This window comes from Roseibium sp. SCP14 (assembly GCF_040329475.1).
In the GTDB taxonomy this organism is placed as follows: Bacteria; Pseudomonadota; Alphaproteobacteria; order Rhizobiales; family Stappiaceae; genus Roseibium.
Genome location: NZ_JBDZYH010000001.1, coordinates 625,828 through 640,466 on the forward strand (window position 1 = coordinate 625,828; position 14,639 = coordinate 640,466).

Sequence of the window (14,639 nt, forward strand, 5' to 3'; positions counted from 1 at the left end):
CACGTTCAGCCTTCGACCGCCTCCACCTCACCCACAAGCCGAACGAACGTTGCACGCACTTTTGCCTGAAGCTCCACAAGCTCGGTTTCGAGATGCTTGAACGTCGGACTTCCGGACGCCTGGACAAGCAGGTCCAGCACCCCGCCCGGAGCCTCAGCCGGATTGAATTTTCCAGACAAGGCGAGCCGCAGCACCTGCGTGAGACGCTGGTAAAGGCGCAGCGCCTCCAGGAGCAACTCGGCATCTCCGAGATCCAGGCACGACGCATCCCGGAGGTGCTCCAGGGCCTGTTCCGTCCCCTGGGCCAGGACAGACGGGTTCTCGCTTGCGTGCACCAGCTGCAGGAACTGTGCGAGGAATTCGATATCCACCAGACCGCCTGCGACCTGTTTCAGGTCCCAGATGTCTTTGGTGCCCTTCTCCTTTTCGATCCGCGCCCGCATGGCGCGGACTTCATCAGCCAGTTTCGACTTGTCGCGAAGTTGCGTCAGAGTTTCCTGTACGTTCTCTGAGATCTTTTCTGCGAACTCGGGTGTTGTCGATGCAATCACCCTTGCGCGCGTCAGGGCCATGTGTTCCCAGGTCCAGGCATCCTTCTTCTGGTAGGAGATGAAACCGTCGAGATTGGTTGCCAGAGGCCCCGCATTGCCCGACGGACGCAAGCGGAAATCCACCTCATAAAGCGAGCCTTCCGCGGTTGGCGCGGAGAGCGCTGTCACAAGTCGCTGAGTCAGACGGATGTAATATTGCGATATCGCCAGCGGCCGTTTGCCATCAGATTGTTTGGCATCTTCTGGAGCTTCATAGAGCAGGATCAAGTCCAGATCCGACGAAGCGGTCATTTCCCGTCCACCGAGTTTGCCCATGGCCACGACCGCGACATTGCCCCCCGGCACGACACCGTGGGCTTCGCCGACATGAGAGATTACCTGGGTCAAAAGACGACCAACGACGACTTCGGCCAAGCGCGCCAGTGCAAAGCCAACGCGGTCCGCCGTCAATGTGTCTGAAATCAACCGCAAGCCGATAAGAAACTGCTGCTCCTGCGCAAAAATGCGCGCCCTGTCCAGCGCCTCTTCGTAGAACCGGGCCTGCGCCAGCGTCCGATCCAGTCCTGCCCGAAATTCCTCCACGCTCGGCATCGCCCCGAAGAAGGCCGGATCCAATACCGCATCCAGAACATGCACCCTCTTGGAGACGGTTTCAGCCATCCTTGGCGCTGCACCCATGGTCGTTGCGAGCAAGGTCAGCAATTGAGGATTGGACCTCAGCAAAGCAAAGAGCTGCACGCCCGCCGGCAATTTCGACATAAAGCTGTCAAATGCAAGAAGCGCGGCATCCGCATTATCGGTCGCGGCCAGTGCACCAATCAGAGCCGGATGCATCTCGGTGAGACGTTCACGGGCCTTGGTTGAACGGGTGCATGGATAACGCCCGAAATGCCAGGCCTTCACGATGCTCGCGGCTTCCGCCGGTTGCTTGAACCCCAGTCCTGCAAGCGTTTCCAGCGTACCGGGATCATGATCGTCACCAGTGAAGACGAGATTTCCTAGTTCGGAGGACAGAGCCGGCTCATCCTCGAACAGTTCTGCATAGTGATGCTGGACTTTTCTCAGATGTCCCAGAAACTCGCTTTCGAACGCTGCGAGGCTTTCAAATCCCATCAATGCGGCGATGCGCATCAATCCCTCTTGGTCCTTCGGCAGAAGCTGTGTCTGTTCGTCGTTGAGCATCTGGATACGATGTTCAACGTCTCGCAGAAAGCGGTAAGCCTCTCTCATTTCGTCCACTGCCTGCTGGCGTATCCAGTCAGCCTGGCATAGCGCTTCCAGCATCTCCAGTGTGCGGCGCCCCCTGAGAGCAGGGTTTCGACCTCCGGCGATAAGCTGCTGTGTCTGGACAAAGAATTCCACTTCTCGGATACCGCCGCGCCCAAGCTTGACGTTGTGTCCGGCAACGGCAATTGCGCTGTGGCCTTTGTGCATGTGGATCTGCCGCTTGATCGACTGCACGTCCGCGATAGCCGCAAAGTCCAGGTATTTGCGCCAGATGAAGGGAGCAATTTCGTGCAGGAATGCGTTGCCTGCCTCCATGTCGCCAGCACAGGGGCGCGCTTTGATCAATGCGGCCCGCTCCCAGTTCTGACCGAGAGATTCATAGTAGACCAGCGCAGCCGGCAAGGACATTGCCAACGGTGTGGCCCCCGGGTCCGGGCGGAGGCGCAGATCCGTGCGGAAAACGTATCCCTCAGCCGTTCTGTCTTGCATGATCTTGACCAGCCGCCGGGTCAGGCGAACAAATTCCACCGGTGCCTCGGCGCCTCCTGCCATTGGTGCTTTCGCCGGGTCGTAGAGAACAATCAGGTCGATATCGGACGAATAGTTCAGCTCATTCGCGCCATGTTTGCCCATGGCCAGCACAATCAGACCGCTGTCGAGTTCAGGTTTTTCCAGATCATGCGGTGTGAACTTGTTTCTACGCCGCAGATCGCTGAGACAAAAGCGAATGGCGGCAGTAAGCGCGGCATCGGCAAACCCGGCCAGCGAACCTGTCACCATGTCCAGATCAATCGCACCGGAAATATCGGCCAGCCCCAAGGTCAACGCAAGGTCCTGCTTGAGGAGCCTGAGCGCGCGCATTGTCCCGGCCTCATCGTCCGTCCAGGAAACGGGAGCTTCGGCAAGGATGCGGTTGATACGCGTTTCCGGCGCTTCGCTCAGCAGGCTCAACAATCGAGGCGGATCCGCAAGCATCAGGTCACGCAGATACGGCGAGTTTCCAATAATGCCGCTCAGGAAACCTTTGAGGTTTTTCTTGGTCTCGATAAGGTCACCAAGCGCGGCCCCGGCCTCCGGGTGCCCAGTCAGATCTTTTAGGAAAAGCCCTGCCCTTTCGGGCTCAGGTGTTGTCGGCACAACTGCAATCCGGTCGACCAGTGCTCCTGTCGCACCGTCACTCCCTGTTCGGTTCTTCTTTATGCCCTGTGCCGGCTTCTGCATTCCCGCTCCCGCTGCTTGCCGGTTTCACCGGCGCCAGATCAATCCAGGCACAAAGTCCCGGATCTTCATTTTTGAAGCGCAAGTCTCCTCCATGCAAGCTCGCAACTGCCTTGACCAGGCTCAATCCCAAACCTGTCCCCGGTTCGGAACGACTTTCTTCCAGGCGAACGAAGCGGTCTTTCACCCGGGCCTGGTCTTCTTCCGGAATTCCCGGGCCATTGTCTGAAACAAACAGGATCACACGGCCATCGTCCTCCTTGCCTCCGAGACGGATTCGCAAGGCACCGGTTTCCGGGCGGCCATATTTCAAGGCATTCTCGATGAGATTGACCATCACCTGACTGATCAGGTCCCTGTTGCAGTCGGCATGAAGATCCGGCGGAACGTCAATTTCCAGCGTTCCACCTTCGTCCTCGACCAGAGGTTCATAAAGTTCAGCGACCTGGGCGATCAACTTGTTCATGTCGGAAGGTTCCATGACGGATCCCGGCGCCATGGACTCGATTCGTGCAATCCTCAGCAAGGCATTGAAAATGCGCAACAGTTGATCGGTTTCATCGAGTGTCGCCTCCAGAGCGCCGCGATAGCCTTCCTCCCCCTTTGCTTCCCTGAGTGCGATCTCGATGCGGGTTTGCAATCGAGTCAAAGGGGTCTTCAGGTCATGGGCAATGTTGTCGGTGACGTCCTTCATCGACTGCATCAGCAACTCGATCCGGTCCAGCATGGCGTTCAGATTGACCGCCAGCCGATCGAACTCGTCATTATTGCCGGCAATGGTCAGACGTTCCGACAGGTCGCCATTCATGATCATCCGGCTCGTTGCCGATATATCGTCGATGCGCTTCATGACCCGGCGGCTGACGAACAGCCAGGTAATTGCCGCCATCACAACAACGACAACAAGCCACAAGCGAAGAGCGTTGCCCAAGAGATTGGCGAAATGCAGCTGCTCTCCAAGGTCCCTGCCGACGAGCAGGCGGAAGCCGCCACGCAGTTCGAACGTGCGCACCATGGCCTGACGCTCTATGTCTTCGGTATCCTGGCCGAGACGGGTGTATCGGACCCTTCGCAGGCCGCCATCGGCTTCTTCAAGTACGACGGTCGGCAGCCGGGCGATGTTGCCGACAAGCGCATTACCGGAAAAATCGGTGAGGAGATAGAGACTGGCGTCCGGGTGTCTTGAGCGGCTGTCGATCGTCTGGACAAGGTCCCGGACACCTCCGCGGACATAAACATCCGACAGGCCTTTGAGTTCGGCGTCTACGGCCTGAACCACCTGCTCGGACATCAGATGATCGGTATTCTCCGAAACATAGACCAACAGAACGCCGGACATCACCGTAAAAACGGCGATGTAAAGCAATGACAGCTTGAATGCTGTCGTTCTTGTAAACCTAGTGAGCCGCGTCACGGATCGTGTATCCGGCACCTCGGATGGTGTGCAGCAGCGGTGTATCGAAGCCCTTGTCGATCTTGCCGCGCAGGCGCGAAATGTGAACATCGATCACGTTCGTCTGCGGATCGAAGTGATACTCCCATACATTCTCCAGCAGCATGGTGCGGGTCACAACCTGACCGGCATGCTGCATGAGATATTCAAGCAGACGGAATTCGCGCGGTTGCAGTGGAATATCGGTTTCCCCACGGCGGCAGGAATGCGCCATGCGATCAAGCGTCAGATCACCGACCTGATAAGTGGTCTCAACCTGATTGGCGGATTGCGGCCGTCTCGCAAGGGCTTCCACACGTGCCTGCAATTCCGTGAAGGCAAAGGGTTTCGGCAGATAATCATCACCACCCGCCTTGAGGCCCTTGACGCGATCGTCCACCTGGCCGAGTGCGGAGAGGATGAGGACGGGCGTGTGATTGCCGTCCCTTCGCAGCTCCTGAATGATGGACAGTCCATCCATTTTCGGCAGCATGCGATCCACGATCAGGATGTCGTAGTTGCTGTCAAGCGCCATCTGCAATCCGGTCTGACCGTCTGCAGCGTGGTCGGCCGTGTGACCGAATTCACTTAACCCCTTGACGAGATAGCTCGCCGCCTCAGGGTCGTCTTCGATAACTAGAATTCGCAACATGACATCCTTTTTACCTTGAGTTGCTCCAAAAGAAAATGGCTGACGGCGGCGATGGATGTGAGGCGCCGCCGCCAGACCATCAGGGTTCATCTCCAAAACCCTGGGACAAGACCGGCCCGTCGGGGTTGGGGGCAGAGGGCAAGCCGGTCTTGTCGCTCAGGTTCCAGCTCTTGCTGAACCGGTTCCTGATCAGGCCAGGTTCATGGGCAACGCCACGAACCGTGTGTTGTTGTTGCTCTCGATCCGCATCAGAACCGCCTTGCGGCCATCCTTTTCAGCCTTGTCGAGCGCTTTCATTACATCCGCCGGGTCATTGACCTTCATTCCGGCGATCTCGAGGATCACATCACCAGTGCTCAGGCGCTTTTCGGCAGCCGGACCATCTGGGTCGATTTCGGTGATAACAACGCCCTCACCTTCCAGACCCGCTTTTGCCTTGGTGGTTACGACGAGACCAAGGTCATCAAGACTGGTCTTGCCTTCCTCGACCTGGGGCTGAACCTCGGCGACCTTTTCCTGCTCCTGCAGACGGCCGAGCGTCACGCTGACGTCCTGCTCCTCACCGTCACGCCAGATGGTGATGTCCACCGACGTATCCGGATCATAGGCGGCAACTATCTTGGACAGCTCACGCGGACCTTCCACGCTGGTGCCATCGACAGCCAGAATGGTGTCGCCCGAGCGCAGGCCAGCCTTCTGTGCCGGGCTGTTTTCCTGCGCTTCCGCGACAAGTGCGCCGCGGGCCTCACCAAGGCCAAGGCTTTCCGCGATGTCATCGGTGACGTTCTGGATCTGAACGCCTAACCAGCCGCGAACAACTGTTCCGTCGTCCTTCAGCTCCATGATGACATCTTGCGCGGTCGAAGCCGGAATTGCGAACGCAATACCGACATTGCCACCGGACGGCGAGAAGATCGCTGCATTCACACCAATCACTTCACCCTTCATGTTGAAGGCGGGGCCGCCGGAGTTGCCACGATTGACCGGAGCGTCAATCTGAATGAAATCGTCGTAGGGGCCAGCTCCGATATCGCGCCCGCGAGCGGACACGATGCCTGCTGTTACCGAGCCGCCGAGGCCGAACGGGTTACCGATCGCAACCGTCCATTCGCCTACCTGCGGTGCTTCCTTGGCAAAATCCACGTATGTGAAGTCCTCACCGGCATCCACTTTCAGCAGAGCAAGATCGGTCCGCTGATCTGCTCCAATCAGGGTCGCGTCATATTCATCGCCGTTCTGATCGATAACAGTGAACTCAGTGCCACGATCAATCACATGATGATTGGTTACGACGTAACCATCCTTGGAAATGAAGAACCCGGATCCTTGCGACAGACCATATTGACGCGGCATACGGCGCTGGTCCTGTCCCTGCTCACCGCCCCGGCCTTCAAAGTCACGGAAGAACCGCTCCAGCGGGTTGCCTTCCGGAAGACCTTTGAAGAATTCCTGGAAATTGTCACCACCCTGGAAGTTCATCATGCGCGGTTCGGCGGCCTGCTTGACCTGAACGCTCACGACAGCCGGGCTGACGGTGCGCACAACGTCAGAGAAATCCGACGGCGCTGCTGCATCGACGCGGACGGGTTCGGCCTGGGCCAACTGGCCCGGAACGACTGTTTGCGCGGTCAAAAGACCTGCTGTGCCGAGCGCGACAACTCCTGCCAGCAATTTGGCACGGCGGGACCGCAAAGGAGAGACTGTCCGACGGTTTTCCATATTTTCTTCCTCTATCAAAATTCGTTGCGGCCGTTTCTTGAACGCGCACGGGGATTCGCGTTCCAGGCTCAAGGAGGAAAATAGGTACGCCCGCCTTACGAGCGCCTGTCGGTGGCATTACGATTTTGTAAGGTTTGGCCTTTTTGCCATTGTCTTTTCAACAAATGTCGTTTCTCGAACGATCGAGTTGCCTAAACAAAGCTGAACCCTGCTCCTCAACTGGGCAGAGTTAAGCGAATTGCCGACATTGGAAATGCGACGGAATCGGGCTCAGTCGGCCGGAAAGAACACGGGATGACTGCCGTCCTGCCACTTTTCCCATTTCGGCATCACGGACTGGAAGCGGACAGAGGTTTCGAAAGCAACCAGCCAGTTTTTCAAGTTGCCCCAAGTCTCGCCGTCAAACCACTCTCGATCGGCATTCGCAAACTGACGAACAAAGGGCAGGATCGCAAAGTCGGCGAGAGACGCACGCTGCCCAAAGAGCCACGGCTGCCCTTCCAGCAGACGATCAAGTTGCCAGAGGAATGTGGCTGCGGCAGAACGCTCCTGTTCCCGATCAGCCCCCTCATAACGGGTGTGATACTTGTAGCGATCAAGGTGCCGCTTGAAAGAACCATCGCAATCTTCGACAAGGTCGAGCATCGTTTCCAGATTGCCGGTTTCCGGAATCAGCCAGTCCTCCGGATCGGCAGCATTCAACGCCCAGAGCATGACATCGAGACTTTCATCGAGAACGTTGTCCACCAGCTTGAGGCAGGGGACCGTCGCCGATGGCGACGTCTTTAGGAATTCAGCCGCCTTGTCTCTCAGAACGACTTCACGCAGCTCCACCTTCTGCCTGCTGGAAGCGATCGCCAAACGTGCCCGGATGGCATACGGGCAGCGGCGAAAGGAATAGAGGATCGGTAAAGCGCTCATGTGCGACCCATGGCGTAAAGATGCCCTTGGGTCAACTAATTATCGGTCGCTTCACAACATTTCCCGCACTCATTTTCATTGGTTGTAAAGAAAATTCGGGGAGACTTCCGGTGATAAGGTATCACCATGACTGACGCACTACTTCAACTCGCCAAGGAATCAACTTCAGAAAAGAAACATGAGCTGGCTGAACATGTCACCGGCCTGCTTGTTGCCAGAGGTGAAGACTCAGGCTCCGAGGAAACTCATCTTCTGAACAACATGCTTGAAGGCGTGTATGGTTCTCTTGAAAAAGATGCACGCCAGCAAATGTCCGAACGACTTGCGGAAGTGCAAGCAACCTCCTCCAAGCTGGCAGCCGCGATGGCAAGCGACGAATTGCCGATTGCCCAGCCGGTTCTGGAACGCTCCCATTCCCTGACGAACGCCAATCTCGTCAAGATAGCGCAGACGGAAAGCCAGGGACACCTGCTGGCGATGGCCAAGCGTGACCACGTCAGCAAGAATGTCACTGAAATCCTGATCAAGCGAGGCGGAAAAGAAGTCAAACACACTCTTGCCGCCAATCTTGGCGCTGATATCGAATTGCAGGAGTTTGAGACGCTCGTCAAAGACATGCCCAAGCAACTCGGTGACCGTATCCGGCATCTGCGCAAGTCCAATGAAGAGTTGCTGGAAGATCTATTCCGTGAAGATGGTGAGATCGCAACCGGAGCGGAGCTTGTCAGACGCCCGTCAAAAATCAGTCCAAAAGCCTGGCTGATGGGCATCCGCCTTGGCAAGACAACCTTGAACAAAGCCATCTACCATCTGGCCCTGGAGCACAATCTTCTGGACGCTGTCGCCCTGCTTGCATTTTTCTCGGGCCTTGAGAGCAAATACGTCCATAACCTGATGGTTCGTTTCGATGCCACCGGTATTGCAACGGTTTGCCGCGCGACCGGGATCGAAGCCATGGAGTTCCAGGCAATTTGCAAGGAACGCTGCAAGCATCTGAAGTTTCCCGAAAGCACAGGCAGCAAATGGCTGACCAACTATCACATGCTGGACGAAACCGACGCGCGACGTCTTCTGGCGCTCATGAAGGCAAAACTTCACTCTGCCAAACAGGAACAAGCCGCCTGACACCTCGTGCCGGAAAAGGCGTCTGAACAGATAAACTCTACGAAAACCTGGGCAGAAGATATCACTTTTTTCGCATTGCAATAATTTCTGTCAATTGATCGAGCTCATTCGACAATTGACCAAAACATCTTTTGACTAAAATTGTCAGTAATACGGATAAAAACCAGATTAGACTGAATTTTTGACTGCGTTTTATCCACTTGTAAACTGTCTATGGGGTAATCATGACGTTGGAAAAACGGATGACCCTAGATGATCGACGACCTTCTTAGTCTTGCCAAAGAGAGCACCCCGGAAAAGCGTCACCAGCTGGTTGAGCATGTCACCGACCTGTTCGTGACCGGGGCGGATAGTTATCAGACAGAAGAAATCACTCTGTTCAACACCGTGCTGGAGAGCATGCTCCCCACAATGGAACCGGAACAGAAAAAAGAGGTCTCGGAGCAACTCGCACCGATTGACAGTACATCGCACAAGGTGGCCTCTACCCTCGCTCGCGAGGAAATCGACATTGCGCGGCCGATGCTGACTTCGTCCAACGCACTAAAGAGCGAAGATATCCTGCAACTGGCCAAGACGATGGGCCAGGGTCATCTGCTGGCGATCTCCAAGCGTGAACACCTTGAGGCGAAAGTCACCGATGTCCTGCTGGAACGCGGCGAAAGTCCGGTCAAACGATCGGTTGCAGCAAACTCGGGCGCGGAATTTTCCGACTGGGGCTCCAGGCTTCTCATCAAGCTGGCCGAGCGCGACGACAAAATTCGCGACGCCTTGATGGAACGTTCAGATATTACCGAAGACGAATACGAAAAACTGATCAGCCAGATGCCTGCCCAGCAGCAGGCAAAAGTTCGTCAGATGCGCGCGGACAACGAAGCGCTTGTTCGCGATCTCTTCCATGAAGCAAGCAAGGTTGTGGCCAGTTCGAAACTGGAGCGAAAGGCAACGCGGATAAACGCCAAGGCAACTTTGAAGGAGATCCGTGCCGGGCAACGTTCGCTCAGCAAGGCCATTACGAAGCTGTCCCTGTCGAACAACCTATTCGACATCTGCTTCCTGCTCGCTGAAATGGCAGGCCTGGAGCAGAAGTATGTGACCAATGTCATGGTCCGTTACGACGCGACCGGAATTGCCGTCCTTTGCCGGGCAATGGGCGTTGAAAACAATGACTACGCTTCGCTTTGCCGGGCTCGCGCAATGCACAACAAGCAGCCGCAATCGACGGTCGAAAACTGGATCGATAACTACAAGTCTCTTTCAGACAAGGATGCCCGGCGCCTGCTGTCCTTCATGAAAATCAGGCTCAGCACATTGCAGTCGCAGGCGGCATAACCGCCTGCAATCCCATCACTGGCACTATTCCTGAACCGGCACTTCGCGCGTTACCACCGCAGCGCCAGCTTCCAGGGTCTTGTGAACCGGACACTTGTCGGCGATTTCAAGCATGCGCGCGCGCATTGCTGCATCAAGGTCGCCATCCAGCGTAATCAATCGCTCGAACCGGTCAATTCTACCGCCTTTGGCCTTTTGATCCTCCGAACAATCCTCGCAGTCTGACGCATGCACCTTGCCATGGAGCACTTGCGCACCGATCCGTTCGACCGGCAGCCCCTTTCGATCTGCATACATGCGCAAAGTCATTACCGTGCAGGCACCCAACGCTGCGGACAGGTACCCGTAGGGAGAAGGTCCGCTGTCGAGGCCGCCAAAGTCCGTCGGTTCGTCTGCCAACATCCGGTGCTGGCCGCTGACGACAATCGATTGAAACTTGCCCTGCCCCGTTTCAACGACTTCCACGCCGTCTTTCGGCTCGGTCGCCTGTCCGGCGTCAGGCTTGCCCAGGTAACCGCTGACCCAACCCGTGATGACCCGCGCGGCGTAAGCGGCATCTTCACCGCGGCTCAGCAGGTGATCTGCCTTGTCGAGTGACACATAACTTTTCGGATGCTTCGCGGTGACAAAAATGTTGGTGGCATTTTCAATGCCAACCGTCTCATCAAGGGGGGCATGCATGACCAGAAGTGCCTTGCCGAGCCTTGAAACCTTGTCACGAACGGATTGCGCTTCAAGATCGTCCAGAAATTCCCTGCGGATCGTGAAGGTCCGGCCTGCCAGGTCAACTTCACCGGCGCCTTGCGCACGAATATCGTCGACAGCGCCCTTAAAGTTGTGAATGACGTGATCGGCATCCGCCGGTGCTCCGATCGTCACGACGGCGCGCGCTTCGGGAATTTCGGATGCAACGGAAAGAACCGCTGCCCCGCCCAAGGAATGTCCGATCAGGATTGTTGGGGCCTCGTAATTCTGACGCAGGAAATCGGCGGCCAGTTTCAGGTCTTCGACGTTCGAGGAAAAGCCGGTTGAGGAAAAGTCGCCACCACTGCCTCCAAGACCAGTGAAGTCAAATCTGAGAACCGCGATACCTTCAGCTGCAAGCGTTCCGGCAATATGGCGGGCAGCAGGGATGTCCTTGGAGCAGGTGAAACAATGCGCAAATAACGCAAACGCTCGAATTTCACCGGCGGGAAGGTCGAGACGTGCAGCCAGTTTGGCACCATGGGCACCGTCAAATTCCAGTTTCAGTGGACGATTCGCCATCTTCAAGCCCTCCAGTCAGGTCGCAGGCAAGTTCCGGCAGTTCAGCATCTCGTACCTGAACTGCCGTGACAGTCTTGCCGCCTTCAAACCACTTGGCCAGAGGTAAGCACGATGACCTTGCGTGCAAATCACGGCTTGGTGTGAAAGCCGTGATGCCGATTTGCGATGATCGACCGGAAAACGTCGAGGCCGACTCTTGCGAGTGGATCTATTCCTTGTCCTCAAGCAAGGCCTGAAGGCGTCGCTCTTCTTCTTCGGAAAGCTTGGACTGCCCCGGAACCGCGGCCTGCCGAAGACGTTTCGTACGGCTGCGCAACGCCAGGATTATCGCCAGAAAGCCAGCGAGAAGCGCGACGGGTCCAGCAGCCCACAAGAAGATCGTATGCCAGGCAAACCGAGGCTTCAGCAACACGAACTCGCCATATCGGTCGACAAGGTAATCTACCACTTCCTTGTCGCTGTCACCGGCGACCAAACGCTCGCGCACCAGGACCCGAAGATCCTTTGCGAGAGGCGCATCGCTGTCGTCAATCGATTGGTTCTGGCACACCATGCACCGCAGTTCAGCCGAAAGAGCCCTCGCCCGGGCTTCAAGAGCCGGATCGTCCAGAACTTCGTCCGGCGTGACGGCGTTGGCCGGTGAGACAAGCACCGCAAAACAAAGGACCAGCGTTGTCAGTAATGAGCGTATCATCTGTTACTCCGCGGGAGCTGCGGCCGGAACCGCCTTGCGTTTGGCAGCAGGCTTCGGCGCGCCGATCCGAAGCCGCCGGTCCGCCATCGAGACTGCCGCTCCGAATGCCATGATAACACTGCCTATCCAGATCAGGGTGATCAGAGGTTTGAAGTAAACCCGCACATCGACCGCGCCGTCACCACGGCTTTCACCCAGCGACAGGTAGAGTTGCGAGAAAACGAATGTATGAATGCCGGCCTCGGTCGTCGGCATCTGGCGAGCTGTGTAGACGCGTTTTGAAGGTTCAAGCTCGGTCACATAAGCGCCGGCCTGGCGGATGGTAAAGTGTCCGACTTCCTCGGTGAAGTTCGGTCCGCGCCGCGGTGCCGCACCGTCGAATGTCACTTCATATCCGGAAAGGTCCACTGTGTCTCCAGGCCGCATGGTCACGATACGCTCTTCCTGGAAGGCGGATGCGGTGACAATGCCCAGAACGGTCACGCCGATGCCGAAATGCGCGATCGCGGTGCCCCAGGCGGAGCCGGGCAGACCATATAGGCGTGAGAAACCGCGCTTCGGGCCGATTTCAAAGAACTTCACCCTCGTGAAGATTTCCGCGACAGCACCCGTCATGACCCAGACTGCAAGTCCGACCCCCAGTGGAGCGAGCACCTTCTCCATGCCCCAGAGCCAGAATGTGAACAGGGTCATGAGCAGCGCAAGACCGAGCGCAGCATAAAGCCTTTGGGTGGCAGCAAGCAGATCGCCGCGCTTCCAGGACAGCACAGGTCCGAACGGAACGGCGATCAGCAGCGGGATCATGAGCGGGCCGAAGGTGAGATTGAAGAACGGGGCGCCTACAGAGATCTTTTCTCCTGTCACGGCATCCAGAACCAACGGATAGAGCGTTCCGACAAAAACCGCAGCTGTCGCCGCTGTCAGGAACAGGTTGTTCAGAACCAGTCCACCTTCACGGCTGATCGGCGCGAAAAGTCCGCCCTGCTTCAACATCGGTGCCCGCCAGGCATAGAGAGAAAGCGAGCCACCGATAAAGATGCACAAGAGAGCGAGGATGAACACACCACGCGCAGGATCCGTTGCAAAGGCGTGAACCGAGGTCAGCACGCCTGAACGAACGAGGAAGGTTCCGAGAAGCGACAGCGAGAAGGTGAAGATCGCCAGCAGAACCGTCCAGACCTTCAGGGCTTCGCGCTTTTCCATGACGATCGCCGAATGCAGCAGCGCCGTCCCGGCCAACCAGGGCATGAAGCTCGCGTTTTCGACCGGATCCCAGAACCACCAGCCACCCCAGCCGAGTTCGTAGTAAGCCCAGTAGGAGCCCATGGCGATGCCAAGGGTCAGGAAGCTCCAGGCCAGAAGGGTCCAGGGGCGAACCCACCGGGCCCAGGCGGCGTCAAGCCTGCCCAGAATGAGTGCAGCGACGGCAAAGGAAAAGGTGATCGAGAACCCGACATAACCGATGTAAAGCAACGGTGGATGGATCGCCAGGCCCACATCCTGAAGGATCGGGTTGAGGTCTGCCCCTTCCAACGGCGGATTTGCCACGCGCACAAATGGATTGGACGTTACCAGCAGGAACAGAAGGAAACCCGCCGAGACCCAGGCTTGAACCGACAGGGTCGCGGCGCGCAGGTCTGCCGGCAGGTTTCGTCCGAACATGCCAACCAATGCGCCGAAGAACACCAGTATCAGGATCCAGAGCATCATGGAGCCTTCGTGGTTGCCCCAGACACCAGTGAACTTGTAAAGCAGCGGCTTCGCGGAGTGCGAGTTTTCCAGAACGTTCAGGACGGAAAAGTCCGAGTTCAGATACGCGGCCGTCAAAACCACGAACGAGACCAGAACAAGCAGGAAGAGCATGACCGATACTGGTGGAGCCACTGCCATCAGACGGCTGTCACCCGAAAGAGCTCCCCAGAGCGGCAGCACTGATTGCACAAGCGTCAGGGCTAATGCCAGAACCAGCGCGTAGTGTCCGAATTCGACTATCATTGGAGGTTCGCGTCCTGTTTCAATTGATCAACGCCGCTACTGGGCGTCACCCTCGCCGCCTTGCCAGTGGCCCTGTTCCTTCAGAGCCTCTGCGACTTCCTTGGGAACGTAGTTTTCGTCGTGCTTGGCCAGCACGCTGTCGGCAACAAAGACGCCGTCGGCGTCAATGATTCCTTCGGTGACCACACCCTGACCTTCTCTGAAGAGGTCCGGCAAGATCCCTTTATAGGTCACCGACACAGCATTCGCCATGTCGGTCACCCGGAAGCTCACCTCGGCATTGTCGGACCTGACAACGGATCCTTCTTCAACCAGTCCGCCAAGTCTGATGCGTTGACCGGAAGGAATCGTGCTTTGCGTGATGTCCGTCGGGCTTTGGAAAAAGACGATTTGATCGTTCAGGGCAAACAGGATCAATCCAAGTGCAACAGCGAGTACTGCGCCTGCTGATCCGATGAGGGTCAACCTTCTTTGTTTGCGAGTCATTTTGTTCCGTCCGAAGTCTTC

Annotated in this window: 11 protein-coding genes; 2 read left to right on the forward strand and 9 right to left on the reverse strand. The window is 56.9% G+C overall.

The genetic code is table 11. The features are described from left to right. Positions 1–5 precede the first annotated feature (5 nt). The 5 genes from ABLQ08_RS02840 to ABLQ08_RS02860 form a co-directional block, all read right to left on the reverse strand. Positions 6–2,999: a bifunctional [glutamine synthetase] adenylyltransferase/[glutamine synthetase]-adenylyl-L-tyrosine phosphorylase gene (locus tag ABLQ08_RS02840; RefSeq protein WP_352939313.1), complete on the reverse strand. Its 2,994-nt coding sequence runs from the start codon at positions 2,997–2,999 to the stop codon at positions 6–8. Continuing rightward, positions 2,953–4,410 carry a sensor histidine kinase gene (locus ABLQ08_RS02845; RefSeq protein ID WP_352939316.1) on the reverse strand — a complete coding sequence of 486 codons (1,458 nt, stop codon included), beginning with the start codon at positions 4,408–4,410 and terminating at the stop codon, positions 2,953–2,955. The genes ABLQ08_RS02840 and ABLQ08_RS02845 overlap by 47 nt, the downstream gene beginning before the upstream one ends. Continuing rightward, entirely contained in the window at positions 4,394–5,080 is a 687-nt protein-coding gene (locus ABLQ08_RS02850; RefSeq protein WP_352939319.1) for a response regulator transcription factor, read from the reverse strand. The genes ABLQ08_RS02845 and ABLQ08_RS02850 overlap by 17 nt, the downstream gene beginning before the upstream one ends. Before the next feature lie 189 nt (positions 5,081–5,269). After that, positions 5,270–6,799 carry a Do family serine endopeptidase gene (locus ABLQ08_RS02855; protein ID WP_352939321.1) on the reverse strand — a complete coding sequence of 510 codons (1,530 nt, stop codon included), beginning with the start codon at positions 6,797–6,799 and terminating at the stop codon, positions 5,270–5,272. A 270-nt stretch (positions 6,800–7,069) separates the two neighbouring features. After that, positions 7,070–7,720: a glutathione S-transferase gene (locus ABLQ08_RS02860; protein ID WP_352939324.1), complete on the reverse strand. Its 651-nt coding sequence runs from the start codon at positions 7,718–7,720 to the stop codon at positions 7,070–7,072. Positions 7,721–7,846: 126 nt separating this feature from the next. Here ABLQ08_RS02860 and ABLQ08_RS02865 point away from each other — a divergent pair, with 126 nt between their 5' ends. Both ABLQ08_RS02865 and ABLQ08_RS02870 read left to right on the forward strand, forming a co-directional pair. Beyond that, positions 7,847–8,845, forward strand: coding sequence for a DUF2336 domain-containing protein (locus ABLQ08_RS02865; protein ID WP_352939327.1), 999 nt, complete (start codon positions 7,847–7,849; stop codon positions 8,843–8,845). Positions 8,846–9,097: 252 nt separating this feature from the next. Beyond that, positions 9,098–10,177, forward strand: coding sequence for a DUF2336 domain-containing protein (locus ABLQ08_RS02870; RefSeq protein ID WP_352939330.1), 1,080 nt, complete (start codon positions 9,098–9,100; stop codon positions 10,175–10,177). Positions 10,178–10,201: 24 nt separating this feature from the next. Here ABLQ08_RS02870 and ABLQ08_RS02875 read toward each other — a convergent pair whose 3' ends face one another. From ABLQ08_RS02875 to ccmE, 4 genes are all read right to left on the reverse strand, one after another. Then, positions 10,202–11,443 carry a bifunctional alpha/beta hydrolase/OsmC family protein gene (locus ABLQ08_RS02875; RefSeq protein ID WP_352939333.1) on the reverse strand — a complete coding sequence of 414 codons (1,242 nt, stop codon included), beginning with the start codon at positions 11,441–11,443 and terminating at the stop codon, positions 10,202–10,204. A gap of 208 nt (positions 11,444–11,651) precedes the next feature. Then, on the reverse strand, positions 11,652–12,137 hold the full coding sequence (locus ABLQ08_RS02880) for a cytochrome c-type biogenesis protein (RefSeq protein ID WP_352939336.1): 486 nt from the start codon (positions 12,135–12,137) through the stop codon (positions 11,652–11,654). A 3-nt stretch (positions 12,138–12,140) separates the two neighbouring features. Continuing rightward, positions 12,141–14,132 carry a heme lyase CcmF/NrfE family subunit gene (locus tag ABLQ08_RS02885; RefSeq protein WP_352939338.1) on the reverse strand — a complete coding sequence of 664 codons (1,992 nt, stop codon included), beginning with the start codon at positions 14,130–14,132 and terminating at the stop codon, positions 12,141–12,143. 36 nt (positions 14,133–14,168) lie between these two features. Then, positions 14,169–14,618, reverse strand: a complete 450-nt coding sequence (ccmE, locus tag ABLQ08_RS02890; protein WP_352939341.1) for a cytochrome c maturation protein CcmE — start codon at positions 14,616–14,618, stop codon at positions 14,169–14,171. Between the last annotated feature and the right edge of the window lie 21 nt (positions 14,619–14,639).

What these genes read in the sequence shown, in the direction of transcription:
- ABLQ08_RS02850 (WP_352939319.1), bottom strand. Translation starts at nt 5,080, where the DNA reads ATGTTGCGAATTCTAGTTATCGAAGACGACCCTGAGGCGGCGAGCTAT.
- ABLQ08_RS02880 (WP_352939336.1), bottom strand. Translation starts at nt 12,137, where the DNA reads ATGATACGCTCATTACTGACAACGCTGGTCCTTTGTTTTGCGGTGCTT.
- ABLQ08_RS02885 (WP_352939338.1), bottom strand. Translation starts at nt 14,132, where the DNA reads ATGATAGTCGAATTCGGACACTACGCGCTGGTTCTGGCATTAGCCCTG.
- ABLQ08_RS02860 (WP_352939324.1), bottom strand. Translation starts at nt 7,720, where the DNA reads ATGAGCGCTTTACCGATCCTCTATTCCTTTCGCCGCTGCCCGTATGCC.
- ABLQ08_RS02855 (WP_352939321.1), bottom strand. Translation starts at nt 6,799, where the DNA reads ATGGAAAACCGTCGGACAGTCTCTCCTTTGCGGTCCCGCCGTGCCAAA.
- ABLQ08_RS02840 (WP_352939313.1), bottom strand. Translation starts at nt 2,999, where the DNA reads ATGCAGAAGCCGGCACAGGGCATAAAGAAGAACCGAACAGGGAGTGAC.
- ABLQ08_RS02870 (WP_352939330.1), top strand. Translation starts at nt 9,098, where the DNA reads ATGATCGACGACCTTCTTAGTCTTGCCAAAGAGAGCACCCCGGAAAAG.
- ccmE (WP_352939341.1), bottom strand. Translation starts at nt 14,618, where the DNA reads ATGACTCGCAAACAAAGAAGGTTGACCCTCATCGGATCAGCAGGCGCA.
- ABLQ08_RS02875 (WP_352939333.1), bottom strand. Translation starts at nt 11,443, where the DNA reads ATGGCGAATCGTCCACTGAAACTGGAATTTGACGGTGCCCATGGTGCC.
- ABLQ08_RS02865 (WP_352939327.1), top strand. Translation starts at nt 7,847, where the DNA reads ATGACTGACGCACTACTTCAACTCGCCAAGGAATCAACTTCAGAAAAG.